The organism is Arthrobacter sp. BK1, from assembly GCF_056680055.1.
This window is the reverse complement of record NZ_CM155263.1, coordinates 95313-109706: the sequence shown is the minus strand read 5'-3', so window position 1 is coordinate 109706 and position 14394 is coordinate 95313. Positions and strand designations below refer to the sequence as shown.

Sequence of the window (14394 nt, the reverse complement as noted above, 5' to 3'; positions counted from 1 at the left end):
CCGCTCTGTGGAGCATACGTTCCAGCAGTGACATTAAGGCCGCGTTACCAGTGCGTTTCCGGTGTCAGGACCCAGGGCGGCCCGGCCACTCCTTGCCGGCCCACGGATCGTAGTCGGCGATGAGTTCCTCCTGCGGCGGACGCTCCGGTTCGGGGACGTGCTGCAGGTTCACCCGAACCCGGTACCAGAGCGAACTGGAGCCACGCATGCCGTCGACCATCACGTCTGCGGGGTGCAGGGCCGGGACAACGTCCGCGTGGCTGGACTTCCACTCCTCCAGAGCCGCGAGCGCCTCCGGTTTGGTCTTCGTGCGGGCCACCTCGATCAGCGGCATCACCGACTGCCTGCGGCCGGAGCCGTCGCCGCTGCGCGGCGGTTTCTCGGCGGGGCCAAGTTCGGCCGCCAGGGTCAGGAGCCCGTCGAGTGAGCCGACGGCGTCGTCGATCCCTTCGTGGGGATCGCCTATGTCCGCGAACCGCCCCGGCACCGTAAGAACCGTGAACTGTTCCGGCCGGGCGGAGCGGACCTCCTCCCAGGTCAGCGGCGTCGAGACCCGGGCATCGGGGAGCGGCCTGACCGAGTAGGCCGAGGCCACAGTGCGGTCCTTGGCGTTCTGGTTGAAGTCCACGAACACGCTCTCGCCGCGCTCCTCCTTCCACCACCGGGCGGTGGCAAGGCCGGGCGCGCGGTTTTCGACCTCGCGGGCGAGCGTTTCGGCGGCGAACCGCACGTCGCGGTAGGACCACTGCGGCGCGATCCGCACCAGGATGTGGAGTCCGCGCGACCCACTGGTCTTGGGCCACCCCACCAGCCCGGCGTCGTCGAGCACCTCCCGCGCCACGTAGGCGACGTCCACGATCTGGGACCAGTCCACGCCCGGCATCGGATCCAGGTCCACCCGGAGCTCGTCGGGGTGATCGAGGTCTTCGGCGCGGACCGGATGCGGGTTGAGGTCCAGGCAGCCGAGGTTCACCACCCACGCCAGGCCCGCTGCGTCCCGGATGACCGCCTCTTCGGCTGAGGTCCCGGACGCGTAGTGGAGTGTGGTGGTGTCGATGAAGTCCGGATGGTTCTCGGGCACGCGCTTCTGGAAGAACGGTTCAGCGTCGATGCCCTTCGGGAAGCGCTTGAGCACCATCGGCCGGCCCCCGGCACCGCGCAGCGCACCGTCCGCGACGGCAAGGTAGTAGCGCACCAGGTCAAGCTTCGTCAGCCCGGGTTTGGGGAACACCATCTTGTCCGGGCTCGAGATGCGGACCTCGTTGCCGTCAATGCTGAGGATCTCGGCCGGAGTCTTCGACGGGTTCATGCCGTCACGCTAGCAACGATCGGATGGCTGGGCCAGAGACTCTTGACATTGCCCCCGGTCAGGGAGCTCTTATCGAGTATCGGCCTGATACGAGAGGGAGTGGTGGCCATGCCTGCCGTCCATACCAGCCAGGAGAAACAGTCCCGCCTCCGGACCGGGGCCGCTCTGATGACGATTGCCGGGCTGGCCTTCGTGGGGTACGCCGCAGCCTTCCTGGTCCTCAACTTCTCGGGTGCCTTCCTGGAGCTGGGCATCGGTCCCGACGAAGTGGACAAGGGGAAGGCCGAGGTCGAGGCATTCAGCCCGGAACTGTCCCACTACATCAGCCATCTGCACATTGCGCTCAGCGGCTTCATCGCCGCCACCGGGCTGGCCATCGCAGGCCTGTCCTGGTTCGGGGTCCGCCGGGGAGAACGGTGGGCCTTCGCCACGGCGGTGACCGTTCCGGTAGTCGGACTCGCAGTGTCCGTCCCCGCGCATTACCCCTGGGGCCTGGCCACGCTGGGGCACCTCGGCCCGGTCTACGTCGCGGTGGCCATTTTCCTGGCAGGGGTGGCGGTTGCCTACAGCGGACTGCGGAGGCCAGGGATGGAACACGGCTGACCACGCGTGGGTGCGGCGTCGTGGCGGAGCCCACATCCCGGTGCTAATCTCGGAATTGCCAAAGGCGGGCACCCGGACTCCGGGCAGCTATCTACCAGGCGCAACATCACCTCGCAGCAGACGCTGAAGCCTGGTAACCGTCGCATCTGGTCCTACTGGTACCGCAACGGGATACAGGCTTCCTCGCATAGGGAGCCACCATGAGTACCACCCTCACCGCCGAACAGTATCTGGCCCGGTCCATCCAGCTGGCTACGGCAAACGTGCACAACAGCGGCGGGCCCTTCGGAGCCATGATCGTGACCGCTGATGGCCGGACATTCGACGGCGTCAATCGCGTCACGGCAGACCACGATCCCACCGCCCACGCCGAGGTCACCGCGATCCGCGCAGCCTGCCGTGCACTGGGGACCCACGATCTCACCGGCGCGGTCCTGTACACCAGCTGCGAACCGTGCCCCATGTGCCTGGCCTCCGCGCTGTGGGCCCGCATCGAGCGGGTCGTCTTCGCCGCGGACCGGCATGACGCGGCCTCCGTCGGCTTCGATGACGCCGTTTTCTACGAATACTTCGAGAACCGGGACAGGGACGCATTGTTGACGGTGGCCAAGCTTGAGCTGAACGATCCCCAGGCTCCGGCCCCGCTGGAGCCGTTCACCACCTGGAACACCCTCACCTCAAGGATCGACTACTAGGGAGCAGGCGTTCCCCTGATCACCTTCGGGGGTACGACAATATGGGAACCACCGCATTCCCGGAGAAATGCAGTTCCGGAAGAAGGAGCGCCGCCATGCTGGACCTGATACCTTCGCTCAGTTCGTGGCCGCCTGCTGTGGCCGGCCGGCCCTACGCCGTGGCCACGATTGTTGCGGCGAGAGGCTCGGTGCCGCTGCCAGTGGGGACATCGATGCTGGTCGCCGGGCCGGGGGATGTCCTGGGCAGCCTGTCCGGCGGGTGTGTGGAAGGCGCCGTGGTGGCGCTCGCGCTGGAGGCAATGGACGACGGCGGCACCCGCCACGGGACGTTCGGCTACAGTGCCGCTGATGCCTTCGCCGCCGGACTCACCTGCGGCGGCGAGCTGGAGATCCACATCGAGCCCGCCTGCGGCGGCCGCGGCCGCCAGCTGCGGCAGGCCCTGGAGCAGCTCGCATCCGTCCGCCCGGGGGACCCCGTGGCCCTGGTGCGCCGGCTGGACACCGGCGGCGGCGCCGTCGTGATCCTGGACCCTGACGCGTTCACTGTGGGCGGGTCGCCGGAAGTCGCCGCGCTGCTGGGCCTGACAGGCGGCGCAGACCAATCCCGTGCGGCGCGGGTCGAAGCCCTGCTCCGAGCCGGCGGGGCCGGTCTCCTGCACCTGGGAACAGCGGACACCTGCCCAGTGGACCCGGCGGCGCCGTTAGCCGCGCTAGGACCGGTCACCCTTCTGGTCGAGAGCCGGCTCGCCCCGCCCCGCATGCTGGTGTTCGGCGCCAACGACTTCGGCGCGGCCCTGATCCCCGCCGGCAAACTCCTGGGCTACCGCGTGACCCTGGTGGATGCCCGCCCCGCGTTCGCAGCCCAGGCCCGGTTCGGCTGTGCCGACGACGTGGTGACGGACTGGCCGCACCGGTACCTCGCGGCGGAAGCGGCGGCAGGCCGGCTCGACCGGCGTACCGTGGCCTGCGTCCTGAGCCACGATCCCAAGTTCGACATTCCGTTGCTGGAGACCGCCCTGGATTTGGACCTTGCCTACGTAGGTGCCATGGGGTCCCGCCGCAGCCACCTCCAGCGCATTGATGACCTCCTCATCGCTGGGGTGCCGCCGAAGCGGATCGCGCAGCTGCACTCGCCGATCGGGCTGGACCTCGGTGCCGTCACCCCTGCCGAGGTTGCCGTCTCAGTCACCGCGGAGCTCATCGCATCCCGCAGCGGAACGCCGGCGTGCTCACCGCTCCGCGACACCTCCGGCCCCATCCACCAGTCCACGGCGCTCCCGGCGACTGGTATTGCTGGCACTGCCGCCGAAGGCACCCCCGCCAGCGCCAGGGAGGAGATCGCATGGACATGAACAGCATCGAGGCGGTGGTCCGCACCACTGATCCCGCAGACTGGCGTGACGGCGACGCCTGGCTTGCCGGCGGCACCGTCCTGTTCTCCTACGGCAGCTACGCCTTCGGGCCCGAACCGCTCAAACGCCTCCTGGACCTCGGCGCGGCCGGCTGGACATCCGTCACAGTCACGGACGCGGGCCTCGAGCTGGCGGCCACCTGCACCGTGGCCGAGCTGTCTGCCCTGCCGGAGTCACAGGAGGTGGCCGGGCGCGGCTGGCCCGCCCTGGCCCTCTTCCGGCCGTGCTGCGACTCGTTCGTGGCATCGTTCAAGGTCTGGAACATGTCCACCGTGGGCGGGAATATCTGCACCGCACTGCCCGCAGGGCCCATGACCTCCCTCTGCGCCGCGCTCGACGGTGTGGCGACAGTCCACGGCCCTGGCGGCACCAGCCGCACCCTCCCGGTGGCCAGCCTCGTCACCGGGGACGGAACAACCTCGCTGGCACCCGGCGAGCTGCTGCGCAGCGTCCACCTCCCGGCGTCGGCCCTCGTCTCCCGGGTGGCGTTCCGCCGGCTGTCGCTGAGCAATCTGGGACGCTCAGGCGTGCTGCTGATCGGACGGCTCGACGGCGGGACGGCCCTGGTGCTGACCGTCACCGCCGCCACAAAACGGCCCGTGCAACTGCGCTTCAGGCACCTGCCGGAACCTGCCGAGCTCGCGGCGGCGTTGGACGACGCGGTCTCCGACGAGATGTACCACGACGACGTCCACGGGCTGCCTGCCTGGCGGAAGGACATGACGCACCGCCTCGCCGAGGAGATCCGCGCCGAGCTCGCTGCGCCCGAGGGTGCGCCGGACATGCACATATCCGGCGATTTCTGGCCACCACGCATTCCCCGCAGCCGGCAGGAAGGGGCCTGAGCATGGCTATCGAGATCAACGGCATTCCCGCAGAAACCGGGCCGCGCCCCGGGCAGTGCCTGCGGACGTACCTTCGGGAGCAGGGCAACCTGGGGGTTAAAAAGGGCTGCGACGGGGGTGACTGCGGTGCCTGCACCGTGCACGTTGACGGCACCCCGGTCCACAGCTGCATCTACCCGGCCGTCCGGGCCGAAGGTCACGCCGTTACCACCATTGAAGGACTGGCCGGAACGGTGGGCGCCGCTGGCGGGGGGCTGCATCCTGTCCAGCAGCAGTTCCTGGAACGGCAGGGCTTCCAGTGCGGCTTCTGCACTGCAGGCATGCTGATGACCGCGGCGACGTTCACGGAGGAACAGAAGCAGGACCTGCCCCGCAACCTGAAGGGCAACCTCTGCCGCTGCACCGGTTACGGGGCCATCGAGGACGCCGTCTGCGGGCACGCAGGGCATCCAAGTCAGGTAGGTCAGGGCTCGGGAGTCGCGGGGGAGGGACAGCCCGGACCCCGGCCCGGCGGGATGGGTGACGACGTCCCGGCCCCCGCCAGCCTCGGGGTGGTCACCGGCGCCGCGCGCTACACCCTGGATGTCCCTGCAGACCAGCTGCCGGGGCTGCTGCATCTGAAACTCCTGCGCTCGCCGCACGCCCACGCCCGCATCATCGGCATCAACACCGAGGCGGCGCTGGACGTGCCGGGGGTGGTGGCGGTCTTCACCCACCAGGACGCACCAACGCAGATGTTCTCCACTGCCCAGCACGAGCTCTTCACCGACGACCCGGACGATACCCGGGTGCTCGATGACGTGGTGAGGTTCATCGGGCAGCGGGTCGCCGCTGTCGTGGCAGAGTCGGTCCAGGCCGCCGAAGCGGGGGTCCGGGCGCTCGCCGTCGAGTACGACATTCTCGACGCTGTGTTCACCCCGCAGGAGGCCATCCGCCCCAGCGCTCCGCTGGTGCACGGGGAGAAGGACGGCCCCACTGCCCGGATCGCCCGGCCCGGCCAGAATGTGGTGGCCGAACTCCATTCCGAACTGGGCAACGTGGAGGACGGCTTCGCGGCCGCCGGCTTCATTTACGAACAGACCTATCAGACGCAGCGGGTCCAGCACGTGGCACTGGAAACCCACGCTGCCATCGCCTCCGTGGACAGCGACGGCCGGCTTCAGGTCCGAACCTCCAGCCAGGTCCCCTTCCTGGTCCGCCGCACTTTGTGCCGGGTCTTTGGGCTGCCCGAGGAACAGGTCCACGTGGTGGCAGGACGCGTGGGCGGCGGGTTCGGCGGCAAACAGGAAGTGCTGACCGAGGACATCGTGGCCCTCGCTGCCCTGAAGCTGGGCCGGCCCGTCCAGCTCGAACTGACCCGGACGGAGCAGTTCACCGCCACCACCACCCGGCATCCGTTCACCATCAGGCTCAAGGCCGGTGCCAGCGCGGACGGTGAGTTGACCGCGCTGAAGCTGGAGGTCCTGACCAACACCGGCGCGTACGGGAACCACGCCCCCGGAGTGATGTTCCACGGCTGCGGGGAGTCCCTGGGCGTGTACAAATGCGGGAACAAGAAAGTGGATGCGCAGGCGGTCTACACGAACACGGTCCCGTCAGGCGCTTTCCGGGGCTACGGGCTGAGCCAGATGATTTTCGCGATCGAGTCCGCCATGGATGAGCTCGCCATAGGCATCGGGATGGACCCGCTGGAGTTCCGCCGCCGGAACATGGTGCGCGAAGGCGATCACATGCTGTCCACGCATCCCGAGCCGGTGGAGGACGTCCACTACGGCAGCTACGGCCTGGACCAGTGCCTCGATCTGGTCCGCGATGCCCTGGACCGTGGCCTGGAACGGGACCGCGCCGCGGGCGTCGACCAGCCGGGCCCGGGCTGGGTCACCGGGGAAGGCGCCGCGCTGTCCATGATCGACACCGTGCCGCCGCGCGGGCACTTCGCCCATTCGAAGCTCCGGCTCCTGCCGGACGGAACGTACCAGGCCGACGTCGGGACCGCCGAATTCGGCAACGGCACCACCACCGTGCACGCCCAACTGGCCGCCACCGCGCTGTCCACCAACGCTGCCCGGGTGGCCATCCGGCAGTCCGACACGGACCTGATCGAACACGACACCGGAGCATTCGGGTCCGCCGGCACCGTCGTCGCCGGCAAGGCGACGCTCGCCGCCGCGGAGGAACTCGCCGTCCGGATCCGGGCCTTCGCCGCCGGGATCCGCCAGGTTCAGTCCTCCGGGTGCATCCTCGACGGCGACACGGTGGTGTGCGAGGGAACCCCCGTGCCGCTGGCGGAACTGGCGCACGCGGCTGCGGAAGCCGGCGTCGAACTCGCTGCCGAAGGCCGCTGGGGCGGAACGCCGCGCTCGGTGGCGTTCAACGTCCACGGTTTCCGCGTCGCGGTGAACCGCGGTACGGGGGAGCTGCGGATCCTGCAGAGCGTGCAGGCCGCCGACGCCGGCGTGGTGGTCAATCCCCGGCAGTGCCGGGGCCAGATTGAGGGCGGGATCGCGCAGGCGCTGGGTGCCGCGCTGTACGAGGAAGTGGTGGTGGACGACGCCGGCCGGGTCACCACGGACATCCTGCGGCAGTACCACATCCCCACGTTCGCCGACGTGCCGCGGAGCGAGGTGTACTTCGCCGACACGAATGACAAGCTGGGCCCGCTGGGCGCGAAGTCCATGAGTGAAAGCCCGTTCAACCCCGTGGCGCCGGCCCTCGCCAACGCCATCCGGAATGCGACCGGTGTAAGGTTCGCCTCGCTGCCCATTGCCCGGGACAGGATCTACCTTGGCCTGAAAGATGCCGCGCTCCGGGTCTCCCAGAGCAACGCGGGGTCACTTAACGCCCAATAACGCGGCTCAATTGGGCCGGATCTGACCCCGCGTTGCATATAGTCGGGGGATGGAACAGCGCATATTGGGCAAGACCGGCCGGAACGTCTCGATCGTGGGGCTCGGCACCTGGCAGCTTGGCGCTGACTGGGGCAACGTGGACCAGGCACAGGCGCAGGCCATCCTGGCTGCCTCCGTGGAAGCAGGCGTCACGCTCTTCGACACGGCTGACGTCTACGGCGACGGCAAGAGTGAACAGGCCATCGGCACGTTCCTCAAGGACAATCCCGGGCTGGACATCACCGTGGCCACCAAGATGGGCCGCCGCATGGACCAGCTGCCGGAGAACTACACCCTGGCCAACTTCCGCCAGTGGGTAGACCGGTCGCGGAAGAACCTGGGCACGGACAGACTGGACCTCGTCCAGCTGCACTGCCCGCCCACTGCCGTGTACAGCAATGCCGAGGTCTATGACGCCCTGGATACCCTGGTCTCCGAAGGGGCCATCCGCAACTACGGAGTCAGCGTTGAACGCACCGATGAAGCCCTCGAGGCGATCAGGCACGAAGGCACCGCGTCCGTCCAGATCATCCTGAACGCCTTCCGCCTCAAGCCGCTGGACGAGGTCCTGCCCGCGGCGAAAGCTGCAGGCGTGGGCATCATCGCCCGGGTCCCGCTCGCCTCGGGCCTGCTCTCGGGCAAGTACACCAAGGACACCTCCTTCGCGGAGAATGACCACCGCAATTACAACCGCACGGGCGGATCGTTCGACGTCGGCGAGACCTTCTCCGGGGTGGACTACGAGCTGGGGCTCAAGGCCGTGGCCGAGTTCGAGCAGCTGGTCCCCGAAGGTGTTGGCACGGCCCAGGCGGCCATCGCCTGGATTGCCGCGCAGGATGGCGTCACCACAGTGATTCCCGGCGCTCGCAACGTGGAGCAGGCCACTGCAAACGCCGCCGCGGCTGATGTTTCCCTTAACGGCGAATTCGACGAGGGTGTGCGCTGGATCTACGATCACTACTTCCGCGAGGCAATCCACCCGCGCTGGTAGGCTGCTTTTCCTTCATGATCGGGGGATAAGTGACTCAATCCTCGGTCAGCGCGTTCGTGGAGCGGCTCGCGGCTGCACCCTCAGCCCCGGGGCGCACCAACTTCTTCGATCACACCATCCCGGAAAATGCCGTGCGCCGCCGGAATCTGGAGATCTATCTGCGGGAGATGCTGGACCGGACGCCACGCGTGCTTCTGCTGGGCGAGGCCCCGGGTTTCCGGGGCATGAGGATCACCGGGGTCCCCTTCACCAACCGCACCATGCTCGCGGGGCCTGCCAACAGTTTTGGCCTGTTCGGGCCCGGAAAAGGCTATGAGCTTCCGGCCGAAGCGGTGGAGGTGGCGGCCGAGCCGACGGCAACCGTGATGTGGGACGTCCTGGCGGAGCTGCAGTTCCTTCCGTTGTTGTGGAGCGCCTGTCCGTGGCACACGCACGTGCCGGGCCGGCCTCTGTCCAACCGCACGCCGACGGCTCTGGAAGCGGGCCTCGGAACTTCTTTCTGGCAGGAGCTGGCGGGGCTTTTTGGTATTGACACCATCGTGGCCGTCGGCAATGTTGCGCACCGCAGCCTGGTGCGAAACGGGCTGGACGCACCGAAAGTCAGGCATCCTGCGCACGGCGGGCGGTCCGGCTTCAAGCAGGGGCTTGAGGGGCTGCTCCTGTGCGGAATTGGAAGTGACTAACCCAGCAGGCGAAGCTGCTCCGGAGTGTCAATGTCCTCGCCCGTTGACTCATCACCGCAGTCCACGTCGTTCACCAGCTCCGGGTGGGAACGCAGGAAGCCGCGTGCGCCGGCGTCGCCCGTCACGGTGGCCGCCACAGCGGGCCGGAGTCCGACGTCGATGAGCAGCGGATGCCCGCGGGGGACGGTTCCGCCCGCACTTCCTTCAGCGACCCGGCCGCTGTAGGCGGCTGCGGTGATCCGGCCCGGACGGTGGGCGGCCAGCAGGCGCCCCACCGTTCGGGAAGTGACACCGGGTTGGTCCACCAGGGCAATCATCAGGTGGTTCGTCGGGTCAGCGGTGGCGTTGCCCAGCAGAAACGAGCTGCCCATTCCGGACGGCCAGTCCTCATTCACCACTGTCCGGTAGCGGTCCAGCCTGGCGAGGGAGGCGACGTCCTGGGCGCCGGCGCCGAGCACCACCACCACCTCTTTGCAGCCGCCGTCGAGCAGGGCCGCAGCGACTGATTCCACGAGCGGACGGCCCCGGTAGGGCAGAAGCGCCTTAGGGCCCATCCCCAGCCGCGTTCCGGCGCCGGCCGCCAGGACTACACCGGTGGTGCTGATCTCGGCCGTGTTCCCCATAACCACACCTTAATGCCCGCTGTCGGTTGATTAGCGGATGCTCCAAACCTCACACTGCCCGCTGAGGTCCGGCACAGCAACTGCACAGGTGCGGCCGGAAAGGTGGAGTTGACCAACTCCGAGCTTGAAAGCAGCAGATCAATGCGACTCACCCCCCGTACCGTTCTCTCGTCCTCCCTAATCGCGTTCGCGCTTGCCCTGACCGGCTGCGGCGCGGGCACGGCCACGGACCCGTCGGCCGCGGGGACCTCCGCCGCGCCCACGGGCGCGCCGGCGGTCGCAGCCATGGAAGAAACCACGACGGCAGAAACCACGGCGGCGGAGTCCACCCTCTTCGCTCCGGATGCCTCCCATACGGTCAGCATTGCGTGGGACGAGGCGGATTATGCCGGCATCATCGCAGCCTACGAAGCGGACGGGTCCAAGGAGTGGAGCCGGGCGGACATCACCATCGACGGAACTCTCGTCGCCGATATCGGCGTGCGGCTCAAAGGCAACTCGACCCTGCGCAGCCTCAGTGGTGACGGCAACGGAGCCCGGGGTGGCGGGGCGGCGGTTTCATCCGGCATCTCCTCCGATGTTCCGGAGTCGCTGCCGCTGCTGATCGACTTCGACAAGTACGTTGATGGCCAGGCCTACGAAGGGCTCACCCAGATATCGCTGCGGCCCGGCTCGCCCGTACTGAACGAGGCCCTCGCCCTGGCTCTCACGGAGGCGAGCGGCCAGGCCACACAGCGCTACGCCTACACCACCTACTCCGTGAACGGCAGTTCCACTCAGACCAGGCTGCTGGTTGAGAACCCGGACGAGGCCTACGCTGATTCGCTCTTCGACACGGCCGCAGTTCTGTACAAGTCCGACGCCGAGTCCAGCTTCACGTACCAGGGCGAAGACCTGGCCACCTACGGGGAGCAGTTCAAGCAGCTCAATGCGGAGGACACCGAGGACCTCCAGCCCATCGTCGATTTCCTCAAGTGGCTTTCCGAAGCCAACGACGAGGAGTTTGACGCCGAACTGGCCAATTGGGTGGATGTGGAATCGTTCGCCCGCTATGCCGCCACCATGAACCTGCTGGTTAACGGCGACGATATGGCCGGCCCCGGGCGGAATTACTACCTTTGGTACGACCTCGAAACCAAGAAGATCTCCGTCATTTCCTGGGACCTGAACCTGGCAATGACAGGCAATGCGGCGGCGTCCCCTGATGAGGAGGTCTCCATCGGCGGGGGAGGCGGCGGAATGCAGCGGCCCCAGGGCGAAAACGACGACGCCGGGGCGCCGCCGGCGGGTGCCCGTGCGGATGCCACCGAAGCCGGAGTGGAAGCAGGAACCGGTACTGGCGCCGGGGGAGGCGGGGGCAGAGGCGGCAACGAACTTAAGGAACGGTTCTTGGCGTCCGAAACCTTCCAGTCCGCGTACGACGCAGCCTACGCGGACCTCTACGGTGAACTGTATGGCAGCGGCACCGCCGCCGGCCTCCTGGACCGGATCGCCGCCGTCGTACCTTCCAGCGATGACCTCACCGAAGCCGAACTGGCGCAGCAGACAGACACGCTCCGTACGTTCATCCAGGAGCGCACCGACGCCTTGCGGGACCAGGTGCAAGGCTGACCACGTGAAGAACCGTTCCGATGCAGCGGCCCTCGGCCAAGCAGGGGCATTAGCGCAGAACGGCGGCGACCGCGCTGATCTCCACGAGCGCGCCAGGCACACCCAGTCCGGTGACCCGGGCTGCGGTCACCAGGGCCGGTTCATCGGAGGCGAGTTCCGCGGCGATCGCACCGTACCCCGCTGCGAGATCGGCGCTGTCGACGAAAAGCACAGTCCACTGAACGACGTCGGCGAGGGTCGCCCCAGCCGCGGCAAGCGCCGTTTTAGCGTTCTGGAGGGCGCGGGCGGACTGCACCGCTACGTCGCCCGGGCCGACGAGTGCGCCATCGGCATCCACGGCGTTCTGGCCGCCGACGTAGATGGTGGTCGCGCCGGGCGGCACGATGGCGACGTGACTGAAGGCGGGGCTGGAGACGAGCCCCGCGGGGCGGATGCGCTGGATGGGTGCCATGCCTGTAGTCCCACCACGCGGCGTCCGTGGCGACCTGCTTCTGTTTTTCCTGTGGCGCTCACGCGTGGACCGGCGATAACATTGCCCGCACACTGACGTCTGTCAACGGCGAGGAGGCTGTCATGGGCGACGCATCGGCGGACCTGATGATCGATCTGATCATCTCCCTTGACGGGTACGCCTCAGCCGAGGGGTGGCCTGGCTGGAGGGACCCGAATACCTGGCATGGCTGGAGCAGGAGGGGGAGAAGGGCTACACCTTCCTTCTCGGGGCGAACACGTACCGGCTGATGTCCGGCATGTCAGAGGAGGCTGCGGCCGGAGGGCCGGGATTTTCGGAGGAGGAAGGTGCCAGCCTGACCGGCCTGGCCGCTGTGCCCAAGGTTGTCTTCTCCTCCACCCTGCAAGGGCCGCTGACCTGGCCCAACTCGAGACTGGTCAGCGGGGACGCCGTTGCGGCCGTGGCGGAGTTGAAACGGACCGCCACCGCGCCCTTGAGCACCCTCGGCAGCCTTAGCCTCTGCCGTTCGCTACTGACCGCCGGCCTGGTTGACCGGTTCCGGTTGGTAGTCTTCCCTGTCATCACCGGCCGTACCGGGCGGGAACGGATCTACGACGGCTATCCGGACGTTGCGCTCAAGATGGTGGACAGCAGGACGTTCGACGGCCGGCTCCAGCTCCTCGAATACGTCCCCACCGTGCTCAGCGGCCCGCCGGGCAGCGGTCCGGCGTAACGACATGCGCCGGGGCGCAGCGCACCCCGACGCTAGGCCAAACCCTGGCTGCCAAGGCTCCGGTACTTGGCCAGCCGTTGCGGCAGCAGCTCGTCGATCCCGGCGCTGGACAAGGTGGCCAGCTCGTACTCAATGGCCTGCCCCATCCGTTGGCAGAACGCCTTCGGCTCCCGGGAAGCGTCCGGCCGTTCATCCACGATGTGCTCAACCAGTCCGTTGGCATGGAGGGACGCGACGTTGACGCCCTGGGACTCGGACATGGCCGGCGCGAACCCGGTGTTCCGGTGGACAATGGCGCTGGCACCTTCAGGGGGCAGCGGTGACAGCCACGCATGCTGGGCTGCGATGGTGCGGTCCGCGGGCAGCAGCGCCAGTGCGCCCCCGCCGGCACCCTGGCCCAGGAGGACGGAGAGTGTGGGGGAACTGAGTCCGATGAGATCGTGCAGGGACCGCGCGATTTCTCCCGCGAGCCCTCCTTCTTCGGCTTCCTTGGAAAGGGCTGCGCCGCTGGTGTCGATCACCGTGAGCAGCGGCAGCCCCAGTTCCCCGGCCAGGCGCATCCCGCGGCGGGCCTCGCGGAGGGAAGCAGGTCCCATCGCAGTCTGCTGCGAGGGCCGGGGCCGGGTGTGGCCGATCACCACGCAGGACTCTTGGCCGAAGCGGGCCAGGGCCAGCTGGAGGCCCGGGTCCTTTTCGCCCTGCCCGGTGCCGTTGAGCGGCAGCACATCCCTGGCGCCGTAGGCGAGGAGCTGCCGCAGGTCCGGACGCCGCGGATTACGGGAGATCACGATCGATTCCCACGCGCCGGCGTCGGACGCTTTCACCGCAAGACTCTTCGGCGGCGCGGGCGTCCGGTGCGGCCCGGTGACCAGAATGCTCAAGGCGCGGTCCACGACGTCGGACAGCTGGCCGGGCGCGACCACCGCATCGATGAGGCCCTTGTCGAAGAGGTTCTCGGCGACCTGGACGTTTGCCGGGAACGGAGTTCCGTTAATGGCCTCGTAGACGCGGGGACCGAGGAAACCGAGCAGGGCACCGGGTTCGGCGACCGTGATGTGCCCCAGGGATCCCCAGGACGCCATGACTCCGCCCGTGGTGGGGTGCCGGAGATAGACCAGATAGGGAAGTCCAGCCTGGCGGTGGGCGCGGACAGCAGCGCTGATTTTCACCATGGACAGGAAGGCGATGGTTCCTTCCTGCATGCGGGTACCGCCCGACGCCGGCCCTGCGAGGAGCGGCAGGCCCTCCCGGGTTGCCCGTTCGACGGCGGTGACGATCCGTTCGGCAGCTGCCAGCCCGATGGAGCCGGCCAGGAAGCGGAATTCGCTGACGATCACGGCGACGCGGCGGCCGCGGATATGCCCTTCGCCGGTCAGGACGGACTCGTCGACGCCGGTTTTCGCGCGGGCGGTCGCCAGTTCCCCGCGGTATTCGGGGCCGGGATCGGGATCCACCACGGGAGCGTCCCAGCTCCGGTATGTGTCCGGATCGAGCACTGTGGTGATGAGTCCGGCGGCGTCCAAAGGCCGGGCTTTTTGCTCTGTCAGCAT

12 protein-coding genes and 1 pseudogene are annotated in these 14394 nt (G+C 68.1%); 9 read left to right on the top strand and 4 right to left on the bottom strand.

Features of this window, described 5'->3' with window-relative positions:
* Positions 1–64: 64 nt before the first annotated feature.
* Positions 65–1309, bottom strand: a complete 1245-nt coding sequence (gene ligD, locus AC1MCA_RS00475) for a non-homologous end-joining DNA ligase (RefSeq protein WP_479800401.1) — start codon at positions 1307–1309, stop codon at positions 65–67.
* Between the two features lie 108 nt (positions 1310–1417).
* Here ligD and AC1MCA_RS00470 point away from each other — a divergent pair, with 108 nt between their 5' ends.
* The 7 genes from AC1MCA_RS00470 to AC1MCA_RS00440 all read left to right on the top strand — a co-directional run bounded on the left by AC1MCA_RS00470 (position 1418) and on the right by AC1MCA_RS00440 (position 9426).
* Entirely contained in the window at positions 1418–1912 is a 495-nt protein-coding gene (locus tag AC1MCA_RS00470; RefSeq protein ID WP_479800399.1) for a hypothetical protein, read from the top strand.
* Between the two features lie 200 nt (positions 1913–2112).
* Positions 2113–2607 (top strand): nucleoside deaminase, encoded by a 495-nt coding sequence (locus AC1MCA_RS00465; protein ID WP_479800398.1) that lies wholly within the window; start codon positions 2113–2115, stop codon positions 2605–2607.
* 95 nt (positions 2608–2702) lie between these two features.
* Positions 2703–3959, top strand: a complete 1257-nt coding sequence (locus tag AC1MCA_RS00460) for an XdhC family protein (protein WP_479800396.1) — start codon at positions 2703–2705, stop codon at positions 3957–3959.
* On the top strand, positions 3950–4864 hold the full coding sequence (locus tag AC1MCA_RS00455) for an FAD binding domain-containing protein (protein WP_479800394.1): 915 nt from the start codon (positions 3950–3952) through the stop codon (positions 4862–4864). Before AC1MCA_RS00460 ends, AC1MCA_RS00455 begins: the two co-directional genes overlap by 10 nt.
* Positions 4865–4866: 2 nt before the next feature.
* Positions 4867–7713 carry a molybdopterin-dependent oxidoreductase gene (locus tag AC1MCA_RS00450; protein WP_479800392.1) on the top strand — a complete coding sequence of 949 codons (2847 nt, stop codon included), beginning with the start codon at positions 4867–4869 and terminating at the stop codon, positions 7711–7713.
* A 49-nt stretch (positions 7714–7762) separates the two neighbouring features.
* Positions 7763–8743, top strand: a complete 981-nt coding sequence (locus AC1MCA_RS00445) for an aldo/keto reductase (protein WP_479800390.1) — start codon at positions 7763–7765, stop codon at positions 8741–8743.
* A 29-nt stretch (positions 8744–8772) separates the two neighbouring features.
* The gene (locus AC1MCA_RS00440; RefSeq protein ID WP_479800388.1) at positions 8773–9426 is read left to right on the top strand and encodes a uracil-DNA glycosylase; all 654 of its coding nucleotides are present in this window, start codon (positions 8773–8775) and stop codon (positions 9424–9426) included.
* Here AC1MCA_RS00440 and nboR read toward each other — a convergent pair.
* Positions 9423–10049, bottom strand: coding sequence for a nicotine blue oxidoreductase (gene nboR / locus AC1MCA_RS00435; protein WP_479800386.1), 627 nt, complete (start codon positions 10047–10049; stop codon positions 9423–9425). The genes AC1MCA_RS00440 and nboR overlap by 4 nt on opposite strands.
* A 141-nt stretch (positions 10050–10190) precedes the next feature.
* Between nboR and AC1MCA_RS00430 the strand changes: the two genes are divergently transcribed.
* Positions 10191–11660, top strand: a complete 1470-nt coding sequence (locus AC1MCA_RS00430) for a CotH kinase family protein (protein WP_479800384.1) — start codon at positions 10191–10193, stop codon at positions 11658–11660.
* 49 nt (positions 11661–11709) lie between these two features.
* Here the strand turns inward: AC1MCA_RS00430 and AC1MCA_RS00425 are convergent, their stop codons facing one another.
* A complete protein-coding gene (locus tag AC1MCA_RS00425; RefSeq protein ID WP_479800383.1) occupies positions 11710–12111 on the bottom strand; it encodes a RidA family protein in 402 nt (133 codons plus the stop codon).
* Positions 12112–12233: 122 nt separating this feature from the next.
* On the opposite strand from AC1MCA_RS00425, the pseudogene AC1MCA_RS00420 reads away from it, so the two are divergent.
* Positions 12234–12844: pseudogene (locus AC1MCA_RS00420) on the top strand (dihydrofolate reductase family protein).
* A gap of 32 nt (positions 12845–12876) precedes the next feature.
* Here the strand turns inward: AC1MCA_RS00420 and AC1MCA_RS00415 are convergent.
* The gene (locus AC1MCA_RS00415) at positions 12877–14394 is read right to left on the bottom strand and encodes a carboxyl transferase domain-containing protein (RefSeq protein WP_479800382.1); all 1518 of its coding nucleotides are present in this window, start codon (positions 14392–14394) and stop codon (positions 12877–12879) included.

Bases quoted from the DNA above. Each gene is read 5' to 3' on its own strand.
- AC1MCA_RS00425 (WP_479800383.1), bottom strand. From the start codon at position 12,111: ATGGCACCCATCCAGCGCATCCGCCCCGCGGGGCTCGTCTCCAGCCCC.
- AC1MCA_RS00465 (WP_479800398.1), top strand. From the start codon at position 2,113: ATGAGTACCACCCTCACCGCCGAACAGTATCTGGCCCGGTCCATCCAG.
- nboR (WP_479800386.1), bottom strand. From the start codon at position 10,049: ATGGGGAACACGGCCGAGATCAGCACCACCGGTGTAGTCCTGGCGGCC.
- AC1MCA_RS00460 (WP_479800396.1), top strand. From the start codon at position 2,703: ATGCTGGACCTGATACCTTCGCTCAGTTCGTGGCCGCCTGCTGTGGCC.
- AC1MCA_RS00445 (WP_479800390.1), top strand. From the start codon at position 7,763: ATGGAACAGCGCATATTGGGCAAGACCGGCCGGAACGTCTCGATCGTG.
- AC1MCA_RS00470 (WP_479800399.1), top strand. From the start codon at position 1,418: ATGCCTGCCGTCCATACCAGCCAGGAGAAACAGTCCCGCCTCCGGACC.
- AC1MCA_RS00450 (WP_479800392.1), top strand. From the start codon at position 4,867: ATGGCTATCGAGATCAACGGCATTCCCGCAGAAACCGGGCCGCGCCCC.
- AC1MCA_RS00430 (WP_479800384.1), top strand. From the start codon at position 10,191: ATGCGACTCACCCCCCGTACCGTTCTCTCGTCCTCCCTAATCGCGTTC.
- AC1MCA_RS00415 (WP_479800382.1), bottom strand. From the start codon at position 14,394: ATGCTGACAGAGCAAAAAGCCCGGCCTTTGGACGCCGCCGGACTCATC.
- ligD (WP_479800401.1), bottom strand. From the start codon at position 1,309: ATGAACCCGTCGAAGACTCCGGCCGAGATCCTCAGCATTGACGGCAAC.
- AC1MCA_RS00455 (WP_479800394.1), top strand. From the start codon at position 3,950: ATGGACATGAACAGCATCGAGGCGGTGGTCCGCACCACTGATCCCGCA.